We start from the raw sequence: 22,194 nt of genomic DNA, 5'->3' as shown, positions 1-22,194 counted from the left end.
ATGACCGGAGCGAGTATTTAAATTACTCATACGCTCCGGTCATTCGCTTTAATAGCTTTATGCTTTCAGCTTTACGCTTTACGCTCTTTATAAAACAGCCCAGGATTATAATCCACTCAAGCAGATACCGATTGAATACGGTCTGATATCCAGGTTACCACTGGCGTTATCTTTCAGCAATGGATTCAGGGAATAAGCACCAAACAGGGCGAAGTTACCATAACCTACACGGGCAGTTGCTGCAAAGCGCCATGGGTTAAAGAATCCGCGGTTCGCGTCTTTATCAATATCCTTGCTACCATTAGCTCCGGTATATTTTCCCTTGGTATGTGCATCTACCAGGGCACCTATTTTCACACCTATAGCAGCTTTGAAGCCTTTGTTGGCGTTATCAGGCACGCTACGGTATCTTAATTCAATAGGAATTTCCAGGTAGGTAGTTGCCACTTTATTCTTTTTGTAGTTTGAACTAGGGAAGGATACCTGGTTTTTATTCAGCTTTCCTTGTATGTCCATAGAGTGGTCTTTCAGGTAAATACCGCTGGTACTGATACCTAAACCCGCTGCCATGCTCAGTTTGGATTTCTTAAACGGGAAATCATACATCAAGGCAACATTAAAACCCCTGTTCAGGCCGGTCTTAACACTATCTGGCGAACCTGCCCAGCCATCGTAAGATAACTGTATCATCAAAAAGTCGTTGGAATGGGTAACTTTATTAACCGCTTTATTCATCGGCGAGCCACCATCCTGCGCGAAAACTCCAATAGAAACAGCTATCAGACCAAGGGTAAAAATTATTTTCTTCATATAATATACATACTTAGGAAAAAGAATATTAGGCAAATATAATGGAATGATTGTAACACAATTGGTTAAAATATTGCAAAAACATGTTCCGTATTATACACTCCCGGCCCGAAAGTTACAGAAAAAGTGATATTACTGCCATAATCTTTTCCTGATCCTTCCCAATCTATATTGAACAAGATGAACAACAATATTGATTCAAAAAAACCTAATTTAAATAAATAATCCTCTATTAAGGCCATAACCCCTGCCAATGCTTTTAATGAGTCGTTGAAAACTACGCATGAAAAAAATTGTAAATACCGTTTTAGTCCTCGTACTGGTGGTGTTAATGGCGCTCTCCGGATTTGTATACTACGCCTGGATGGTACAGAAAAGAAGTAAAAGCGCGGCAGAACTCATGACACAAACAAATGCCCAGATAGACAGTGTCAGATTCGTTTCCATCCTCGAAACCAACTACACCACCTATATCAGGGATATGCTGCTCATGAACCAATCTTCCCTGCCCTCCACAGCGAACCTGTTACCAGGTAGCATGAAATCTTTATTGACGAATATCCGGAACAATACGGAGGATACCGCCTCCCGGCGTATATTGGGCGATCTCCTCGTGGTAGTGGAAGAAAAAAATGCCTACAACCAACAAATTGTTGCCATCGCTGCTACCCAACCCGCTCTCGCCAAACAACTTGTTACCGCAGAAAAAGAAGCCATACTAAAGACCAATATCCGGAAAAAGGTCAACGACTATATTTCGGAAAATCGCCGACGACTCATCACCCGCATAGAAAAAGACACCCAATACACCCGCTACTCCTTCTGGACTACCGTTATTATCAGCCTCTTTACGCTGGTACTGTTGTTAGGAGAATCGCGCTACATATACCGGCTCTTCGTAAAATTAAAAAGCCGGGCAAACCGCCTGTATAAAAGAGAACAATCCTTTATGCGCCTGGCAGAAGAAACAGAACTTATTCTCTACAAAGCAGGTCTGGACGGCATTTTCACCTACGTGAGCAAGCGCACCATCGAAATCACCGGCTTCACCGCCGCAGAATTAATAGGACAGCATTACTCCATCTTCCTCGAACCCAATACCTGGAAACAACTGGACGAATTTTATACCAACCAGGTGAAAACCGGCGACGACTATACCTTCATCGAATTTGAAATCATCACTAAATCGGGTACTAAAAAATGGGTGGAACAACTGGCCACCCTGATCTACAATGAAGACGGTCGCATTAAAGAATTCCAGTGCATTGTACGGGACATCGATAAGGAGAAACGAAATGAGGACCAGGCCATGTACCTCCAGAAAAGACTGGATGCCATTGTTGACTACATGCCCGCCATGATGTTCATTAAAGACGTTCCCGGCAAATACCTCCTGGTCAATAACCGGTTTACAGAAATGCATGGAGTGCAGAAAAAAGACGTCATCGGTAAAACAGACGCAGAGCTGCCCTACGACTGGGTCGCCAAATATGCAGCGCTCGACAGGGAGGTACTCGCCACCAAATCCAGGGTGAAAGTGGAAGATATTATTACACATAATGGCATCGATTACCATTTCATCATCACCAAATTCCCGCTACGCAATGCTGAAGGCGAGATGATCGGCATCTGCGGCATCGGTACCGACTTCACGGAAAAAGCCAAATATATTATCGCCGTAGAAGAAGCCAACAAACAGGCGCAGGAAGCCATTAACGCCCAGGAAATGTTCCTCGCCAATATGAGCCATGAAATTCGTACGCCCATGAACGGTATCATTGGCATGAGCAACCTCCTCATGCAGCAACAACTGACTACCTCGCAACTGGAGTACACCAGCGCTATTAAAACATCCGCTAATCACCTGCTGGTTATCATCAACGAAATCCTTGACTTCTCTAAAATAAAAGCCGGTAAACTGCATCTCCAAAATGAATCATTTGATATCTATGAGGTAATCGACAATACCCTCTTCCCGCTTAAACTACAGGCCCAACAGAAGGGATTGTCTTTCTTTGATGAAATAGATAACAACGTTCCTACTTACCTTATGGGCGACGAAATAAGACTCGCACAAATACTGACCAACCTCGTGGAAAATGCCATTAAATTCACCCATCATGGAAAAGTAATGGTAAAAGTATCGCTGGTGGCGGAAAACAAAGATGCCTCCACACTCACACTGGGCTTCGAAATAAAAGATACCGGCATCGGCATTGCTCCCGAGCAACACGACATGATCTTCCAAAGCTTCTCTCAATCGCATACTGACAATACAAGAAAGTTCGGCGGTACCGGCCTGGGATTGGCCATCAGCAAAGAACTGATAGAATTGCAAAAAGGCAGCATCCGCGTGGATAGCCAACTCGACGAAGGCGCCTGCTTCTATTTTGAACTACCATTTACCAGGAGTACCGGGGAAATAAATGAGAGAGATAAAAAAGTAAACCTGGTGCGTATCGACAAACCACTCCAGGGAAAAACCATCCTGGTTGTAGAAGACAATGATATCAATCAACAGGTAGTATTCCATACCCTGCGCAACGCCGGCGCCAGAACAGATGTTGTTAACAGCGGCAAAGCCGGACTGGAAATGGTGGATTACAAGTCGTACGACTGCATCATCATGGATATTCAAATGCCCGGTATGGACGGGTATCAAACTACCCAGGCTATACGTAATAAAGGCATTCAATCCTGTATTATTGCCATGACCGCCTCCGCATTGAAAGGGGAGAAGGAGCGCTGCCTGCAGGCTGGCATGAATGACTATATCTCCAAGCCTTTTGATAGAGATGATCTATTTCACAAAATCCTCAAAGGACTGGGAGAATCTGTCCCCGATCCCGACACCAAACTAAATGCCCCCATTCCTGTAGCTGCTTCCCTTGATTTCACTACAGTATACAATATGATGTCAGGAGAAAAGGAACATGTAAAAATATTACTGGAAGAACTGCTGGACGGCATCCCCAAAAAATTCCTGGAAATGAACAACCTGGTAACGGAACAGGACTGGCAACCACTATATATGCTGGCGCATCAGATGAAGTTTAACCTGAACGTGGCCGGGCTGCAACATGCTTCCAACATGGCCTATACCATAGAAAGAGATGCCCGGCTGGAAGAAAATCTCGACACCATACCCTCACGCCTCAACGAAATTATGAATACCTACTATCAACATGCACACCTGATCAAAGAGCACGTAGATCAGTGCTAAGCAGTAGCTTCCGGTAAAGTAAAGTAAAAACGGCTGCCCTTACCTTCTTCACTTTCTACCCCGATGATGCCACCCTGCGCTTCAATGAATTCCTTACTGATGGCTAGTCCCAGTCCATTCCCCTTATGTCCTTTCATACCCGGCACCTGGAAAAACCGTTCAAAAATCCGGCCCCGGAAAGCCACAGGAATACCCTTTCCATAGTCCTGGACTACAAAAGAAATCATTTCAGTGCCCGTACTGGTCACCGCCAGATCTATGGCCGCACCATGTGCAGAATAGCGGATAGCATTGGTCAGCAGGTTGACTAATACCCACGCCGTTTTTTCTACATCTGCCAATACCTTCGGTAAATTCTCAGGCACATTGATACGAATGGTTACTTCCCTTTGCGCGGCCTGCTTCTGTACCGTATCCATGGCATATTGCACAATATTAAATGCCGCAACCGGCTGCGGCTGTAGTTGTATATTCCCGCTTTCCACCTGCGATAAATCCAGTAACTCGCTTACAATTTTGATCATACGCCGGTTGTCCTGTTTCATGCTATCCACCAGTTCCTTTTGCTCATGGTTCAGGGTACCGGTTCTTTCATCTTCCAATAGTTTAATACTAAAATCAGACGCTGCCAGCGGGGTTTTCAACTCATGTGAAATGGTAGCAATAAAGTGGGTTTTGGCAATGTCCTGTTCTTTGAAGGTGGTAATATTCCGCAATATAACTACATAGCCTATACGCGTATCTTCATGCTGAATATCAGTTGTTTCCCGGGTGAAGAAGCATTCTTTACCGTCAACAACAATTTTCAGCGGCGCATTTTCTCCGTTGTTCAGGAGGAAACGTAGCAGGTCGTTGCGTTTAGCCACGTTTTCGGCAGGTTGGCCAACCACATCTTTCTCTGGTAAGCTCAACAACTGTAACGCCTGTACGTTGGCAAACAGGATGATGTTATTCACGTCGAACCCGATGGTGGCATCTTTCAGGCTGCCTATCACGGCTTCTGCCCGTTGTTTTTCAAACATAATACGGGCAAGGTTACTATGTTCATATTCATCCAGTCGCTGCGCCATGGTATTAAAAGCGGCGGCCAGTTCCCCGAATTCATCACTGGAACTAAAATAAAGTCTCTTGCTGTATTGCTTATTGGCAATGCCTTTGATCCCTTCTGTCAACTCATGGATAGGGTTAGCAATATATCCCGGGAAGTTATACACGAAGGTAAAACCCAATAAAAAACATACGCCACTGATGATGGCAATATACATCAGGGCATTATCCGCTGTTTTCTTTACTCTCTCATTTTTACCAACAATGGCGGCCATGTTGAGGTCCATGATGGTATAAATACTTTTCTTAATGGCGCCGATATCCGTGGTAGTATCTTTCTGCAGCAACTGAAAAATGCGGGTCACTTCAGCGGTTGCATTCTTTTCCCCACGTTCTGTTACATTACCCTGTTGTTTTTTGAGGTTATCAGAGAAAACAGCCATGGCAGCAACACGATGCTGTGGTAAATCTTCCAGCGCTACCAGCATATTTTTGGAATACTCCAATGATTCGTAGTTATCCTTGAGGATAAATTTCGCCTTTTCATTCAGGCGGTTCAGGTAGTAGTAACCGAGTATACTCACCACCAGCAGCATGATGTAGAGGAATAATACCCCCAGCGTAATCTTCGTTTTTAACCTGAACTTACTCATGATAATATGATGATGTCGATATCGTTTGAAGAAAGCGTTTTCAATAACTGGTTAAACAGGTTAGTACGCAAAATGATACGGAAAAGACTGATATGTGGCTTTCCCATACAAATGGTAGTGACCCGCTTTTGTAATGCAATGTTAATGATAGCTTCTGAAACTTTGGCACTATGCTCCTGGATTACTTCAGCTCCCAGTTCTGTAGCCAGCTTCAGGTTATTAATAAGATGCCGCTGGGCAGCCAGCGCAATTTTATCGGAGCTTTCTCCAGGTACCTGCACATACAACACAAACCAGTCGGCATGATAATAAGCTGCCAACCGGGCTGTTTTCCGGATTACTTTCCGGGCTACTTCATCATTGGTAGAAATACATGCAAGGAAGCTCTCGTGGCGCATCTGCAGGTTTCTGGGTATCTCAGTTTCTACCTTTCTTTCTACCTGTGTGGTTACTTCTTTCAGCGCCAGTTCCCGCAATTGCAGGATTTTATCTGCCTGAAAAAAATTACTCAGGGCACTCTCTACTTTGGAACGATCATAAATTTTGCCTTCTTTCAAACGGGTAATTAACTCATCTGCGGTCAGGTCAATATTCACCACTTCATCCGCCATCTGTAATACCAGGTCAGGGATGCGCTCCTGCACTTCCACGCCGGTGATAGACTTCACCTCCTGGTTAATGCTTTCGATGTGCTGGATATTTACGGCCGACAGCACGTTAATACCAGCATTAAGCAGGTCTACCACATCCTGCCAGCGTTTTTCATTTTTCGAACCGGGGATGTTGCTGTGGGCCAGTTCGTCTACTACCACCCAGTCGGGTGCCAATAATAATATAGCGGAGAGGTCCATCTCGTCCAGCATTTTTCCTTTATAAAATACCTGCCTGCGGGGTATTTGGGGTAATCCATCCAGCAGGGCATGCGTTTCCGCACGCCCATGTGTTTCAATATAACCAATCTGGATGTTTACCCCATTTCTTAACATGGCATGTGCTTCCTGCAGCATGCGATAGGTTTTTCCCACACCGGCGCTCATGCCAATGTAAATCTTAAACTTACCTCTGCCGGCGCGATTCGCCAGGTTAAGGAAATGCTGTACCGAGTGTTCTTTATCTGTCATATGAGATGCTTAGAACCATACTGCCAGTGAGGCGGTGATTGAGGTGTTCGTATTTTTCAATTCGGTTCCTTTCATGAAGATCTTATCCTTTCCATCAAATGTTCTGCCTTCCAGCCGAAACATCACGTGATCCACAGGGGTAAAGTCGAGGTTCAGTGAATAACCGGTTGTTTGGAAACCGTTTGCTGTACCGGTATTTATTACTACGCCATGTTGATCGTTATAATATTCTACGCGGGCCGCCATCGCGAATTTATTGGTAAATGCATACCTGCCGATAATAATTGGGCTATACCAGTTATTCAGGTCTGAAGAGCCTTTGGCTTTTTGTTGCAGGCCAAAGTCAAATCCGGCAGTAAGACTGAGTTTTTCCGTTACACTAAAGGTACCATAAACATCATTAAAATAGCGCATCTGGCGGGTACTGTCCGGGAGATCATTACCTACATAAGTACTCCAGTTCAGCAATATTTTATCCGATGGTTTAAAGGTGATTTGTGTTCCAAAGTTGGGTGTCTGGTTACCATCTACCCGTTTAATCCGTTGCCAGCCGTTGAGATACATAGCGGCAAATGTCCATTTGGCATTAGGCGTCCACGTTACTTTGGCGCCGGTTTCATAATAAGGCGTATTTTCTGCCATGATGCTGCGGGTAAGGGTAGGGCAGTCTTTCCCGATGGCGCTTTCAAAGCCGATATGCGATGGCATTACACCCGCATCAATCCAAACGTTTTTGCCTACACGAATACCCACATTGGCCTCGTATATATATTGCATCATGCCCGGTTCTGACGCCAGGTTGTATTGTGGATAAGTACCTGCCATCAGGCCCACATTGGCGCGTAAACGATCCGAAGTATAATTGGCTTTTATCATAGCCAGGTTTAAATTCAGTTCATTATGACGATTATAGTTGTACAAAAATCCAGGTTTAGTATGATGTGCCGGCTGATTCAGGTCGTAGCTGTAATATGCTTCTGCATAACCGGAGAGGGTGATCGTACCTTTGTTCTTACTGCTGTCTGTCTTTGGAGCATCCTGGGCGAACATAGTAATAGCTGCTGCCAGTGCGCCGGCCAGTAATAAAATCTTTTTCATCTTTCAAGTTGACTTTTTAAATATAGGTTGCTGGTGTTGTAAACCCCCGCAATTCGTTTTAACGAATCGCGGGGCAAGATAGTTAATCATAGGATATTCACAGGCGAAAGGAATAACAGGACGGCGCTCCACTTACTTCAACTCGTCGAGCGCGATATTCAATTTTAACACATTAACCGTAGCTACACCCAATACACCTAACACCGCTGGTTTGGTATTGGCATCCACCAGTTGTTTGAGGCGGTCTGCTGCAATCCCCCTGTGCTTTGCAACCCGTGGTATTTGTACGTAAGCCGCTTCAGGCGTGAGATGTGGGTCAAGACCGCTGGCGGAAGCAGTGACCAGTTCCGCCGGGATATCGGACTTTTTCACATCCGGGTTGTGCACCAGGAAGGTGTCAATTCTTTCCTGCACTGTTTTTAAATAGTCAGGATTACCGGCTGATTTATTGGAACCACCGGAACCGGCGGCATTATAATCTACAGTAGACGGACGTGGCTGGAAATATTTATCGTCAGAAAATTTCTGCGCTATATTTTCATATCCTACCACCTTTCCATTACGCATCACTTTTACGCCATCACCGCCGCCAGGAGCCATCTTAGCCACGCCTGCCAGGAACAAAGGATATATTCCACCCAACAGTACCACCAGTATTAAAGTGAGTTTTATAGAAGGCAAAAGATATTTTTTCATCTCTTTAAATTTTTATCATTTACAATTACATGAAAAGTGCCATCACCATATCAATTAACTTGATACCAATGAAAGGAGCTATAATACCACCTACACCATAGATCAACAGGTTTCTGCGAAGCAGGGCGCTGGCACCGATAGGCTTGTAAGCCACCCCGCGTAGTGCCAGTGGGATCAGCATCGGGATAATGATAGCGTTGAAAATAACAGCACTTAAAATGGCGGTTTCAGGGCTATGCAGCTTCATGATATTAATACCCTGCAAAGCCGGGATAGACGCCACAAACAAGGCCGGCACAATCGCGAAGTATTTAGCCACATCATTTGCAATAGAGAAGGTGGTAAGGGTACCGCGTGTCATCAGCAACTGTTTCCCGATTTCCACTATTTCAATCAGCTTGGTAGGATCATTATCCAGGTCCACCATGTTGCCGGCTTCTTTTGCAGCCTGGGTACCACTGTTCATAGCAACGCCTACATCAGCCTGGGCCAGGGCGGGGGCATCGTTGGTACCGTCACCCATCATAGCTACCAGGCGGCCTTCATTTTGTTCCTTACGGATGTAGCTCATTTTATCTTCCGGTTTGGCTTCTGCGATGAAGTCGTCTACACCGGCTTTGTTGGCAATGAATTTAGCAGTGAGCGGGTTGTCGCCAGTTACCATTACGGTTTTCACACCCATTTTACGCAGGCGGTCGAAGCGCTCGCTGATACCAGGTTTGATGATATCCTGTAATTCAATAACCCCTTGTACTTTACTATTAAGCGATACTACCAGAGGTGTACCACCATCTTTTGAAATGGCTTCTACTTTCGCCAGGGTTTCCGCAGGAAAAGTAAATCCTTCTTTCTCTGCCAGGCGTCTGATAGCATCGTAGGCTCCTTTACGGATACGGTTGCCATCAGGCAGGTCGATACCACTGCTGCGGGTTTCTGCCGTAAATTTCACCAGGCTGGCGCCACTCACGGATAATTTATTTACTACGTCTTTACCTGCCAGCTCCACGATGGACTTACCTTCCGGCGTTTCATCGGATAAGGAACTGAGTGCGCAAAGGCGGACAAACTCTTCATTGGAAACACCGTTGGTGGCGTAGAAGTTAGTAGCCTTACGGTTACCGATAGTGATGGTACCTGTTTTGTCGAGCAACAGCACATCTATATCTCCCGCAGTTTCTACGGCCTTACCGGACTTAGTGATCACGTTGGCACGCAATGCCCGGTCCATACCGGCAATACCGATGGCAGATAATAAACCGCCGATGGTAGTGGGGATCAGGCACACAAACAACGAGATGAATGCGGCAATAGTGATAGGCGTTTGTGCGTAGTCAGCGAAAGGTTTCAGTGTTACACACACAATGATAAATACCAGGGTGAAGCTGGCCAGCAGGATTGTCAGCGCAATTTCATTCGGCGTCTTTTGCCTGCTGGCGCCTTCTACGAGGGCAATCATTTTATCCAGGAAAGATTCACCTGCTTCGGTGCTTACTCTTACTTTGATATGATCAGACAATACTTTGGTACCACCTACTACGCTGGATTTATCGCCACCGGCTTCCCGGATCACCGGGGCGCTTTCGCCGGTAATGGCTGATTCATCGATGCTGGCGAGGCCCTCCACGATTTCTCCATCTGCAGGAATAATATCGCCGGCTTCACATACAAAGATGTCGCCTTTGCGCAGGGAAGCAGAAGAAACAATTTTAATTTCATTGGTGAATATTTCACCGACCAGTTCTATTTTTTTAGCGGGTGTTTCTTCTCTCGTTTTACGCAAACTTTCTGCCTGTGCTTTACCACGGGCTTCAGCAATAGCCTCTGCGAAATTGGCAAATAACACGGTGAGGAAAAGCACTGCAAAAACAGCTACGTTGTAAGCGGCGCTACCCTGATCTTTATTACCGGTAAACACTGCGTAGGCCGCTACTACTGCCATTACAGCGGTACCCACTTCCACGGTGAACATCACCGGGTTTTTAATCATCAGTTTTGGATTCAGTTTCACGAACGACTGCTTCAGGCTTTCCATCACCAGTTCTTTCGGAAACAATTTATTATCATGCTTCATGGTCATCAGTCATTAAAAAATTACATAGAAAAATACTCTGCAATAGGACCCAGTGCCAGCGCAGGGAAATAAGACAAGGCAGTAAGAATAACGATCACCGCAAATGTCATAGCGCCGAAAGTGAGCGAATCTGTTCTCAGAGTACCAGCAGATTCAGGGATGTATTTCTTGGATGCCATCAACCCTGCAATGGCCACTGGTCCTATAATAGGCAGGAACCTGCCGAGGATCAGCACAAAGCCGGTAGAAACGTTCCAGAATACGTTACCATCTCCCAAACCTTCAAACCCGGATCCATTATTAGCATTTGCAGAAGTATACTCATACAGCATTTCTGAGAAACCGTGATAGCCCGGGTTATTCAACCATGCAGTGGGTTTCACCGCCCAGTTCACATCCGGATGATGTGTTAATACATAAGACGATAACGCAGTACCAGCCAATATCAGGAACGGAGACAAGAGCGTAATAATGGCTGCAATCTTCACCTCCCGTGCTTCCAGCTTATGTCCCATGAATTCGGGCGTGCGTCCTACCATGAGTCCTGATATAAATACAGCGATGATTATGTAGATGTAATAATTCAGGATACCTACACCACAACCACCATAAAGACAGTTCAGCATCATACCCAGTAACTGCATTAACCCTGTCATAGGCATAGTGCTATCGTGCCAGCCGCATACGGAACCGGTAGAGATAATAGTGGTCACGGTACTCCAGTAACCAGTAGCCGCAGCGCCAAATCGTACTTCCTTACCTTCCATGGCCCCCGTTAGCTGGTGAATGCCCATTTTGGCGATTGCCGGGTTACCGGCCATTTCCTGTTGCATTGATGGGATCAATAAACAAATCATACCAATGGTCATGATCCCGAATATGACGTTGGCGAATTTTCTTTTCTGTATAAACAGGCCCAGTGCAAATACCATGGCGATAGGCAGCACTACCTGTGCCACCATTTCTGTCATCCAGGTAACGTAGTTAGGATTTTCCAGCGGATGGGCAGAGTTAGCGCCAAAGAAACCACCACCATTGGTTCCCAGGTGTTTGATAGCTACAAATCCGGCCACCGGGCCACGGGATACATTCACGGTATCTCCCTGCATGGTTACCACGGTATCTTTGCCGGCGAAGCTGGCAGGCATACCATTGAATATAAAGATGAGTGCAATAACAATACTGAGCGGTAACAGGATACGGGTAATGGTTTTCAGGAAAATATCCCAGAAATTACCCAGTTTCGTTGTAGTTTTTTCCTTCATCGCTTTAAATACTACTACCAGAGCAGCAATGCCGGTAGCGGCACTTACGAATTGCAGGAAGGCCAGTACAAATAGTTGTGTAAAGTAGGTGACACCGGTTTCTCCGGAATAGTGTTGCAGGTTACAGTTTACCACGAAACTGATGGCGGTGTTAAATGCCAGGTCTGCCGACTGTCCTGGATTTCCATCCGGATTCAGCGGCAATTTATCCTGGAACATTAATGCGAAGAAAGCATATACAAACCAAACAAGGTTGATCGTTAGCAATGCTTTCATGTGGTCTTTCCAGTTCATTTCCTCTTTAGGATTGATACCGGATATTTTGAAGAAAAGGCGTTCCAGTGGCGCCATAAAGTCGGACCAGGTCCGCTCGCCCCTGAATACTTTTACAATATACCTGGAAAGAGGCCAGGCTAGTAACAGCGTGATGCCGTAGGTGGCAATTACGCCTAAAATGTCTGTTGTCATTGCTATAGTTAATTAAAATCGTTGCGTATAGGCGTTGGGGCTATAATACCCATCAGAACTTTTCAGGCTTCAACAGTACATATATCATGTAGCCGAAAACGAAAAGCGATAAAACAAATAATGCAGTCATAATAGTGGTGTTAGATCTTTTCGAAATAGTCGACCGATTTAAAGAATACGGCAAAGCAAGCCAGTCCTGCCAATACCAAAAGAATAGTCATCATCATAAAAAGTGTTTATATAGCGATTGTTTGTAAATGCCGGAGTCGTACGGTCTTCAGTGATAGAGGCAGTAGTTCCTTATGCTTTCCGCAGATCAGGGGAGACAGGGTATACATGAATGCACTTTCAATGGCGTTACGCAAAGCGCTGCTTCCATTATGATACAGTACACCGGCTACATGAAAGCAACGTTTCACTTCATGTAATTGTTCATTACGTATCATTCGGCCGGTGTAATCAGCGAAGGTGTGAATCACTTTGCTAATGGCGCCTTTAGCAGGCACTTGTTGTTCTGCCGGGAATGTTACCCCTGGTATCTGCGAACCTATCAGTTGAGAGATTTTCGAATCTGGTAGCATGGATCAATTTGTTTTTGATACAAATGGGGGAATGCCATTGGGATGCCAGTATGCCAAGACAAGGTTTATTATCATTTTATTATGCTGATAATCAAGTGCTTAAATAATAATTTCGGGGGATGGGGTTTGCGATGGGGTTGTTGAAACCATGCAGAAATGGTAGGGTGTATGCAGAAAATGAAAGTGTTTGTGTACCTTGCACGCCAATTTTAGTATACCCCTAACCGATACGTAAACCTATATTTTCTATGGATGACATGAATGTATCATCATCTATACCAGCCCCAAAACCTGGTTGTCATAATTGTAATAATCCCGAAATTGAACCTGGCTATCTGACGCCTCTTTGCAAAATGTGCAGGAAACAGTTCAGTCGTTACCCGGTTCTTAACAAGGTGAAATGGGCCGCAGCAGGAGTTGCACTACTATTCCTAATTTCCGCGTACAAACTACCTAAGTATTTCAAAGCTGGCGTCATGTATCAGCAGGCGCTCAAAGCGGAAAAAACACATCACTACATCACAGAAAAAAAACTGCTGAAGAAAGTATTGCGGCAATTCCCCAACAACTTTGAAGCAGGGGTACATTACCTGATCGCCGCTGTGCGGAGTAATGACTTTGCGGAAATCGACAGCCTTTTAACAGTAATGGCTGACAAAACAACCAATAATAAGAAGCTGATTGAAGAAGCCAATTCGGCGATGGAGATCCTTGACTATTACAATTTAAAAGATCCTGATTTCGCCGCTTCTATTAGCGAGATAGCCGAAGAAGACCCTGAATACGATCAACAACTGACAGCCTATTACGATACACATCGGGAAGATGTTTGTGCGCTTTTCATGTTGGGGAAAAGCGCTTTCAATCGTAGGAATTATGCTAAAGCAGATAGCCTGTTTAATAGGCTGGCTACCTTCAAACCTGATTTTCACCTGGCCTTTTTATGGTTAGCCAATACCTACATAGAAGAGAAAAAATATGATGGTTCCATTAAACTCTGCGAAAGAGTATTAGAACAAAATGCGGAATCACATCATGCCCTGGCGATCATCGCAAAAACAATGTTAAAACAACAGCGCGATAAGGAAGCCTTGCAAAAAGCAATGGCAGCCTATGAGCTCAATCCCGATTCAGAACCCAGCATATATACGCTGGCAATGGCTAATCACTTTAATAACAGGCCGAAAGAACGGGATCAGTTATTTGCAAAAATGAAAACCTTGCCCGATGCAGACACTACTACCATTGCTGAAATGACAAACATTTTTAGCGGTAAAATCAGCTATCGGTAATCATCTTCCTGATCTTTTAAATTTAAAAATATGTTTATCCCTGGTATTGCTGTTACCATTCTTACTTTTCCGGGTGTAATTGTACATGAATTTGCACATCAGATTTTCTGTCGTTTATTTGGTGTTGCCATATTTGACGTAAAGTATTTCCAGGTGGGAAACCCTGCCGGATACGTCATTCACGAGGTTCCACGAAATCCGGCACACCAGCTGATGATCAGTATAGGACCGTTTTTCATAAACACAGTACTCGGTTTTATCATTGCATTTCCTGCCACTATTCCGGTAGTACAATTTGAATCCGGTCTGCTCTCAGATTACCTTTTACTATATCTTGGCATTAGTATCGCCATGCATTCCTTTCCAAGCATTGGCGATGCAAAAAGTATGTGGCAAACCCTCTGGCATGGAGAAGATACGCCGTTATGGCTTAAAATACTGGCCGTTCCCGTTGCAGGCCTGATCATGATAGGCGCGCTGGGTTCTTTCTTCTGGCTCGATCTGGCTTATGGCATAGGCGTAGCAATTGGGCTACCCAAACTGATTGTTAGTTTATGTGCATAAAAAAAGGAGCGATTTGTATCGCTCCTTTTGATTTAAGAGTCAGCACGTCCAAAGCCTACTGTATTACGGAACACCTGTGGCGATACATCCGTATTCGCTTTAAAGAAACGGCTAAAATAAAATTCATCTTCATAACCTAACTCGTACGCAATTTCCTTCACCGCTTTATTCGTGAGATACAGCTCCCTTTTAGCTTCTACAATAATACGTTCTGCAATCAGGTGAGTAATGGTTTTATTGAAATGCGTTCTGGTAATGCGGCCCAGGGCTTTAGTAGAAATATTGAGTAAGTCGGCATAATCGCCGGCACTATGTTTTACTTTAAAATTGCCTTCAATGGCATCTTTGAGCTGTTGTAAAATAACCGGCTCTTTATACTGGTTATCTGAAAGGACGGTCAATTCTTCCTGTTGCTGGATTTTTAGCCGCGAAGCCGTTACCAGGAATATTTTAAGATAAGAAATAAGGGCATCGTACTGCGCAAGGTCTTTATGTTTCATTTCCATCTTCATCTGCTCAATAATCATATTAAAAGTAGAGGCAGCACTGCTGTCTACTTTTACATAGGGAGCCTGATAGATGTTATTAAACAACACGCCATTACATGATACCTCCTTATGATGCATATGAATACAGAAAAAATCAGGGTGAAACTGCAATGCCACACCTGTCAACTGTTGTGTAGTACACAGCATAAACGGCTGATAAGGTGCAAAAGCCAGCAGGTTATTATCTTCAAAATCATAAGAAGAAAAATCTGATTTCAACTTTCCGCTTCCCTTATGTAACCAAATCACGGAATAATAATTATTGCGCTGCAAATGGTCGAAGTGATTATTATTCTCAAAAGAGAATAGCTTTAGGGCAAGGTTTCCTGTGGCCGGATCTGTAAGCGTATAGGCGGCAGTGGTATCCATAATACTGATTTGTTTGGCAATAAACAGGTGCGTGCACTTTCACCTGCTTACTGGTATCCGTAAATTTAAGCTATTGTGGCATGCGCCGCTACTACTGGAAAATCTATTTCTGTTTCCGCAGTATGATTAAAATAATTAGTCAGGATATTTAATCCTACGTGTCCTATTACTTCTCCAATTTCGCCTTCTGTTAAGCCGGCTGCTTTCACTTCTTCCAGGTCTTCATTACTTACATGGCCACGCTTGTTCACCAGCTTTTTTGCAAATTGCAGGATAGCCTGTGTTTTAGCATCTGCAGCCCTACCTTCTCTGGCGGCAGTTAAAGTTGCCTCATCAACTTTTATCAGATTAGCTCCTATGAAAGTATGAGCAGACAAGCAGTAGTCGCAGCTGTTACTTTCTCCCACCGCCAGGGCAATCAGCTCTCCGGTTTTGGCGCCCAGCGTGCCGCCGCCGAGTGCACCACTCAGCTGAAGGTAGCCATTCAGCAGGGCAGGGGAGTTACCCATTGTACGCATCATATTGGGAACTACGCCGAGCTTACCTTGTATGGTGTTAAACAGTTCTTTTGATTTACCGGTAGTAGTGTCTGGATTCAGTGCAGTTAATCGTGCCATGGTTTTAAGTTTTAATTAGGTGATTTGTTTTGTTGTTATTGATGACACAAAATTGGTCTAAAACAACGGGGTACACCATGCAGGATTGCCGCTATCGCATGGACAATTTTCCCAGGAGAGTATAGGCATTAAAAAAGGAGCGCTGTTAGCGCCCCTTTTTTAATATTGCAATTAATAGCTGTTTATTAATCAATACTGCTTAAAATATCCTCTATTCTTTCTTTAAGTACAGGAATATCATTTTCAATAATCTGCCAAATCAATTCCGCATCTATACCAAAATACTCATGTACAAGGATATGCCTAAGGCCAATTATCTGTCTCCAGGCAACATCGGTATATCTGTCCCTTAATTCAGCTGTAAGCAAATTTGCGGCTTCTCCTATAATTTCAATTTGCTTAACGGCCGCAAAACGCATCATGGAGTTCTCAAAAAAATCACTTGCAGTTTTACCAGTAGTATAAGATTCGATTTCACTAATTGCCTCGGCAATATGCTACAAGCGCTGCTTATCACCCATTTTACCTTTCATAAATCAATTTTTTATCTGATTCGATAAAAGGCAGAATATATTTTGAAATTGATCCCTGTGATACCAGGTCTACTTTTTTATGCAATTGATCTTCCAAATCCTGTTGCATCTTAACAAACCCTAATCCTATATATTTAGAATAATCCAATTCCACTAATATATCAATATCACTATCGCTATTTGCTTCTCCTCTCGCCTGGGAGCCAAAAATAAAAGCTTTCTTAACTGGTTTATCAGTAAAGTATTGCTTAATTATGGCGATATCCTTTTGCGAGAGTTTCATTATTCTAAATTAAGACATAATAATTATGTTGCCAATATGCTAACTGAACAAATACAACACATCTTCTTTCGTCAACTTCTTCACAAAACCACTATCATCGGAAATAATCTCTTTCACCAGTGATTTCTTACGTTCCTGCAACTGTAGTATCTTCTCTTCCACTGTGTCTTTACAGATCATGCGGTAAGCAAAGATATTTTTCGTTTGCCCGATACGGTGAGTACGGTCAATAGCTTGTTGCTCTACGGCCGGATTCCACCATGGATCTACGATGTATACGTAGTCGGCTGCGGTGAGGTTCAAGCCCACACCACCGGCTTTGAGAGAAATCAGGAATACACGGCACTCATCGTTGTGCTGGAAGTTCTGGATCGCTTTTTCCCTGTCAACGGTAGAGGTGCTACCATCAAAGTATTCGTAAGGAATTTTGAGGTGTTGCATCCGGTCGCGGATCAGTCCCAGCATACCGAGGAATTGAGAGAAGATCAACACTTTGTGATTGCCGATGTTCTCCGATATTTCTCGGGTGAGTTCATGCAGCTTCACGGAATGGTTTGGATACTGCTCTGTATCGTTGAGGATGGCCGGGGAGTCGCAAATTTGACGCAGCTTCATCAACCCTTGCAGGATGGTGAGCTGGGAACGCTCCATACCCTGATCTTCAATCACACCGAGGATCTTAGAACGATAAGTATTGCGGTAAGCATCGTAAATATGCCGTTGTTCCGCATCCATTTCGCAGAAGATCACCGTTTCTATTTTTTCCGGCAGGTCTTTCGCTACCTGTTCTTTGGTACGGCGAAGAATAAACGGATAGATCAGTTTACGCAGGTGTTCCTTTCTTTCTTCATCCTGGAATTTATCGATAGGCGTAGCAAATTCATTGCGGAAGAAGTCAACGCTACCGAGCATTCCCGGGTTCAGGAAGTTCATTTGTGCATAAATATCAAAGGTATTGTTCTGCATCGGGGTACCGCTGAGCGCCAGCCTGTTCCTGGTTTGCAGCAGTTGAGCCGCTTTGGTTACCTTGGATTGCGGATTCTTGATGGCTTGTGATTCATCGAGGATCACATAGTCGAATTCCACTTTCATGAGCAGCTGAATATCGCTGCGCAAAGTACCATAGGTAGTAATAATGGCATCATATTTTACCAGTTCCTCAGACGCTTTTAATCGTGCAGGGCCGTGGTGGATATGATGTTTGATATCCGGTGTGAATTTCTTTATTTCATTTTCCCAGTTGTAAATCAGCGTGGTAGGACAAACTATCAACGCCATGGTTTTACCACCGTTCTTGTTTTTGTAATACTGCAGGAAGGTGAGGGCCTGGATCGTTTTACCCAACCCCATGTCGTCCGCAAGGATACCACCCCATTTGATGTCATCGAGGTAGTTGAGCCATTGGAAGCCGCTTTCCTGGTAAGGGCGCAGCGTAGCTTTCAGGTTTTCCGGCAGCGCAATGTTGCGGATCTCATCGAATTGCAACAGCTTGCGGCGCTTTTGTTCCAGCTCTAATACCACGGCCTCATCATCAATAAACTCGTAGAGTTCATCAATAACGCTGAAGTTGTATTTGCTGAGTTTAAGCCCTTTATCTCTTTCTTCCCCAACTTTGAAGAGCAGGGAATATTTGCGCAGCCATTCTTCCGGCAGGAGGCCCAGGGAGCCGTCTGCCAGCTGAACATAGTTCTGTTTGTTGGCCAGCGCATTTTTAATATCCTTGATACTTACTTTCTGGTCACCGTATAATACTTCGATCTGTGCATCAAACCAATCGATGCCCGAGCTGATTTGCAGGTTGGTAACCGGCTTATGCGAGCTGAATTTGAAGTTACGCAGGTTGTCGAAGCCAAATACGCGCACGTTCATTTCTTTCAGGGCGTCGAAGAAGAGGAAGAACCAGTTGTTCTTCAGGGCTTCTTTTGCGCGCAGGTAGAAATAGTTGTGGTTATCGTGCTGTGCGAAGTTGGTATGTAAGGTGCGGAGTTTAGCTACAAATGCTTCTTCCGCATCTTTATTACGGTGAATGATGAGCACTTTATTGCCTTCCTGAACGGTGATTTTGCTTTCATCGTTCCATTCTACTTCCTGTCCGCGGTAAGCGAAGCCTGGTTGTATGATGAAAGTTTCTCCCAGTTCTTTCAGGAATACGCGAGATTCCGGCATGATATCATCTACCTCAGCCAGCAGTTCTTTGTCGAACTGAATATCATATTGCCGGCTTAATGGCAGCAGGTAATCTTTCAGGTAGGCCGGCCATTCTTTATTGGCGATGCGCAGCTTACCGTTTTGTCTGAAGAGTTCTACGTGCAGGGCGTCCTGCGGGCTTTCAAACAAATAAATCACCTGTTTGTAGAGGAACATCAGGGGGCTATCCCATTCGTTGCCGGCTACGTTTACCAGTTCTCCTTCAATGTTTACAAAGCAGTTTACTTCCACGTGTGTATCACCAGTGGTGGTTTTGATGACGAGCTTGAGGCGTTCGGCACCTATTTGCAACTGTTGTAAATTCTTTGTTTTGAAGGCTTGTCTGTTAGGCAAGGCAAATACCAGTCCGTGCTCGGCCAGCTGTGGGAACAGTTTGGCAAGTTTAGGATGCAGGTATTCCAGCATCAGCTCTTTTGTTTCCGTGGGCAGTTCTTCCGCATTTTCGTGCGTAATATTTTCCCATATACCGGCAAAAGGAGAGTTTTTGCTAAGGAATTTACTCACTTCGCTGCCCTGTAATTTTCGTATAGGCGCTATGAGTTCCCTGTCTTTTTCCTTGTACTGGTAGAAGTCTACGTATTTTGTAAGATCCAGTTTGCTGGCGAGGGAAACGAAGCCGTTTTGTTCTTCGTTTATTTCGCCGCTAACCAGGTCTATTTTGAAGTAAGGATACAACGTTTCATTGGCGTTAAAAACAGCGGCCAATCGTTGTGTAATGGTAATGGTTTCCTCTGGCGGTGGTGGTGCTGTCACGGGTTGCCTGCCGGCGGCGGCGCCATCTACGCGTTTAATAGACGGATCCAGTACGCGGAGGAATGGTTTACCATCCATGTAGGAGAAGGCAAATTTTCCGTTGAGGTCATCCGAGAGGGAGTAGCCGTAGAGGGAGAGGAGTTTATTTTTCTCTTTATCCCAGTTACGGAGGGTATCGAAATAAAACGGTCCGTTTTTCTGCAGCAGTTGCAGGAAGAGAGCGGTTTTATGCACACAGAGGGCATGCTCCGTTTCATCGCAGGTACAATGCGTATCAAAGAAGCGTTCCTCGTTCCGCTGAATGATCAGGGGAAACTCGGCTCCGTTGAGCTTCAGCAGGGCTTCTACCTTTTCATCTTTCGCTGCAATTATTTTAGCGGGATGTTTTTTGGCGATTTCTTCTGCTTCGGCCAGGATGGCGCCGGAGGTAAGCAGTTTGATGGATTTTATATCGATAGACTTCATCTTGATCAGCGTATGCTGCTGATCAAATTGTGTGTCGAAGCTCTCGAAATGATTTTTATCCAGCATTTCCTGGAGCTGGAAAAGCGCGGCTGCTTCGTGCCGGCAGATGTCGCCCAGGTTATAAGGGCATTGGCATCGGATGGACATACCGGTTGTTTCTCCATACTTGCTGATGGAAACACGGTAATAGTTGGCATGTGTGTCGCTCTTTACGCGGAAGGTAGCTGATTTCAGTACCGGGTCTGCCTCGATGAGTTCAACGCCCCCGGCCGAAAAAATACGCTTCCCCCTGCGGATCACTTCATCAGTGCCGTTGTTGTAAACATATTTTAGCAAATGGGGTAGCGACATACTATACGTTGTTGCCCACTTTTATTATCAGCACAAGGGTTAATAGATATATCAAAAAAACTTAACAGCTGATAAAAAGGCAATCCACAAAAGTAAGCAGAAATTTTCTAATTACCCGCAGTCTACACATTAAGAACGCATTAACCGCTCCCCGTTTGCCATGGCGGGGAAGCGGGATTTTTTCAGTGTCTTTTTTTACAAATATAGATGCCTGTTTATCAATCATTTAATTCGCTGCAGATATCTCTCTAAAGAAAAATCTACGGCTGCCTGTGCGCCAGTTTTAATATATTTTCCAAAAGCACCATACATGGCATCGTATACCAGTGGTTTTATGGCCGTATGCAAAGTGTTAATTTCCCGGGCAGATAAGGGTATATAATTGGGATAACTGTACATCACAGACACCGTTTTCCGGTCGGACGACACCTGGATCACATCACCCACCAGTAGCTTACCCTTGCCGGCAGGGGAATACAGCACATTGGCGCCGGGGAAATGCCCACCACATAAAACCAGCTTAATGCCGTCCCATAGTGGCAATTCGTTGCCCGACCATAACTTAATCACATCATCGCGGCGTTGCAGCCATTCCGCATCCAACTGGTGTACATATACCGGGATATTACCAAAAGCATGGCTCCATTCCACGATGGTAGAAAAATAATGCGGGTGGGAGAGGGCAATGGCTTTAATGCCTCCCAACTGCTGTATCATCTTTATCGTAGAGGCGTCGAGGTTAGCAATGCAATCCCACAGGATATTCCCTCCCGGCGTAATGAGTAAATGCGCCCGCTGCCCGATGGCAAAATCCGGGGTGGTATATATGGCATACAAATCAGGCGCTACCAGCTCTATGATATTCTTATGCGTTTTTTGTACCTGTTCCAGCGTGGTCCAGCTTTGACCACCGGGATTCACGTATTGACGGTCATCTTCACAAACCGGACAATGTGCCGGCGCTTGTTCACTGGCTTCATATTGCACACCGCAGGTAGTGCAGAGATAATGTTTCATAGTTGTTGTGTTATCGTTTGCAGGGAGAATATAAGCATTTTTAAACAGCACAGGCAGGCCCATCATGGCGAGCGTGCTTTGCTTAATCCATTTCCTCCTGGAAGTATCGTCTGACATATTCATTAATTTTACACCTCAAAAGTAAGTCAGCCCCAAAGGCG

At 44.7% G+C, this 22,194-nt stretch carries 17 protein-coding genes; 3 read left to right on the top strand and 14 right to left on the bottom strand.

Annotation, left to right across the window (positions count from 1 at the left end):
- Positions 1 to 105: 105 nt before the first annotated feature.
- Positions 106 to 810: a porin family protein gene (locus J7623_RS09875; protein WP_291919722.1), complete on the bottom strand. Its 705-nt coding sequence runs from the start codon at positions 808 to 810 to the stop codon at positions 106 to 108.
- 283 nt (positions 811 to 1,093) lie between these two features.
- On the opposite strand from J7623_RS09875, the gene J7623_RS09870 reads away from it, so the two are divergent.
- Positions 1,094 to 4,033 (top strand): PAS domain S-box protein, encoded by a 2,940-nt coding sequence (locus J7623_RS09870; RefSeq protein ID WP_291919720.1) that lies wholly within the window; start codon positions 1,094 to 1,096, stop codon positions 4,031 to 4,033.
- Here the strand turns inward: J7623_RS09870 and J7623_RS09865 are convergent.
- The 7 genes from J7623_RS09865 to J7623_RS09835 all read right to left on the bottom strand — a co-directional run bounded on the left by J7623_RS09865 (position 4,030) and on the right by J7623_RS09835 (position 13,033).
- Positions 4,030 to 5,733 (bottom strand): ATP-binding protein, encoded by a 1,704-nt coding sequence (locus J7623_RS09865; protein WP_291919717.1) that lies wholly within the window; start codon positions 5,731 to 5,733, stop codon positions 4,030 to 4,032. The two genes, J7623_RS09870 and J7623_RS09865, sit on opposite strands and share 4 nt — an antisense overlap.
- Positions 5,730 to 6,854 (bottom strand): sensor protein KdpD, encoded by a 1,125-nt coding sequence (locus tag J7623_RS09860; RefSeq protein WP_291919716.1) that lies wholly within the window; start codon positions 6,852 to 6,854, stop codon positions 5,730 to 5,732. Before J7623_RS09860 ends, J7623_RS09865 begins: the two co-directional genes overlap by 4 nt.
- 9 nt (positions 6,855 to 6,863) lie before the next feature.
- On the bottom strand, positions 6,864 to 7,952 hold the full coding sequence (locus J7623_RS09855) for a porin (protein ID WP_291919715.1): 1,089 nt from the start codon (positions 7,950 to 7,952) through the stop codon (positions 6,864 to 6,866).
- Positions 7,953 to 8,084: 132 nt separating this feature from the next.
- Entirely contained in the window at positions 8,085 to 8,648 is a 564-nt protein-coding gene (kdpC, locus tag J7623_RS09850) for a potassium-transporting ATPase subunit KdpC (protein WP_291919713.1), read from the bottom strand.
- Positions 8,649 to 8,673: 25 nt separating this feature from the next.
- The gene (gene kdpB, locus J7623_RS09845; protein WP_291919712.1) at positions 8,674 to 10,725 is read right to left on the bottom strand and encodes a potassium-transporting ATPase subunit KdpB; all 2,052 of its coding nucleotides are present in this window, start codon (positions 10,723 to 10,725) and stop codon (positions 8,674 to 8,676) included.
- Positions 10,726 to 10,739: 14 nt separating this feature from the next.
- Positions 10,740 to 12,452, bottom strand: coding sequence for a potassium-transporting ATPase subunit KdpA (kdpA, locus tag J7623_RS09840; protein WP_291919710.1), 1,713 nt, complete (start codon positions 12,450 to 12,452; stop codon positions 10,740 to 10,742).
- 236 nt (positions 12,453 to 12,688) lie between these two features.
- Positions 12,689 to 13,033, bottom strand: coding sequence for a hypothetical protein (locus J7623_RS09835; RefSeq protein ID WP_291919708.1), 345 nt, complete (start codon positions 13,031 to 13,033; stop codon positions 12,689 to 12,691).
- 476 nt (positions 13,034 to 13,509) lie between these two features.
- On the opposite strand from J7623_RS09835, the gene J7623_RS09830 reads away from it, so the two are divergent.
- Positions 13,510 to 14,325, top strand: coding sequence for a tetratricopeptide repeat protein (locus tag J7623_RS09830; RefSeq protein ID WP_291919705.1), 816 nt, complete (start codon positions 13,510 to 13,512; stop codon positions 14,323 to 14,325).
- A gap of 30 nt (positions 14,326 to 14,355) precedes the next feature.
- Complete coding sequence (locus tag J7623_RS09825) at positions 14,356 to 14,889, top strand: DUF3267 domain-containing protein (RefSeq protein ID WP_291919704.1); 534 nt, start codon at positions 14,356 to 14,358, stop codon at positions 14,887 to 14,889.
- Between the two features lie 32 nt (positions 14,890 to 14,921).
- On the opposite strand, the gene J7623_RS09820 is transcribed toward J7623_RS09825, so the two are convergent.
- From J7623_RS09820 to J7623_RS09795, 6 genes are all read right to left on the bottom strand, one after another.
- On the bottom strand, positions 14,922 to 15,806 hold the full coding sequence (locus J7623_RS09820) for a helix-turn-helix domain-containing protein (RefSeq protein ID WP_291919702.1): 885 nt from the start codon (positions 15,804 to 15,806) through the stop codon (positions 14,922 to 14,924).
- 65 nt (positions 15,807 to 15,871) lie between these two features.
- Complete coding sequence (locus J7623_RS09815; RefSeq protein ID WP_291919700.1) at positions 15,872 to 16,423, bottom strand: carboxymuconolactone decarboxylase family protein; 552 nt, start codon at positions 16,421 to 16,423, stop codon at positions 15,872 to 15,874.
- A gap of 185 nt (positions 16,424 to 16,608) precedes the next feature.
- Entirely contained in the window at positions 16,609 to 16,905 is a 297-nt protein-coding gene (locus J7623_RS09810) for a HepT-like ribonuclease domain-containing protein (protein WP_291920707.1), read from the bottom strand.
- 40 nt (positions 16,906 to 16,945) lie between these two features.
- Positions 16,946 to 17,239, bottom strand: a complete 294-nt coding sequence (locus tag J7623_RS09805) for a nucleotidyltransferase domain-containing protein (protein WP_291919698.1) — start codon at positions 17,237 to 17,239, stop codon at positions 16,946 to 16,948.
- A gap of 39 nt (positions 17,240 to 17,278) precedes the next feature.
- Positions 17,279 to 21,016, bottom strand: a complete 3,738-nt coding sequence (locus tag J7623_RS09800; protein WP_291919696.1) for a DEAD/DEAH box helicase — start codon at positions 21,014 to 21,016, stop codon at positions 17,279 to 17,281.
- A 222-nt stretch (positions 21,017 to 21,238) separates the two neighbouring features.
- Entirely contained in the window at positions 21,239 to 22,150 is a 912-nt protein-coding gene (locus J7623_RS09795) for an MBL fold metallo-hydrolase (protein WP_291919694.1), read from the bottom strand.
- Between the last annotated feature and the right edge of the window lie 44 nt (positions 22,151 to 22,194).

Origin of the sequence: Chitinophaga sp. (assembly GCF_017745275.1) — a bacterium.
In the GTDB taxonomy this organism is placed as follows: Bacteria; Bacteroidota; Bacteroidia; order Chitinophagales; family Chitinophagaceae; genus Chitinophaga.
The sequence above is the reverse complement of the archived record's forward strand: the minus strand, read 5'-3'. Positions and strand labels throughout refer to the sequence as shown.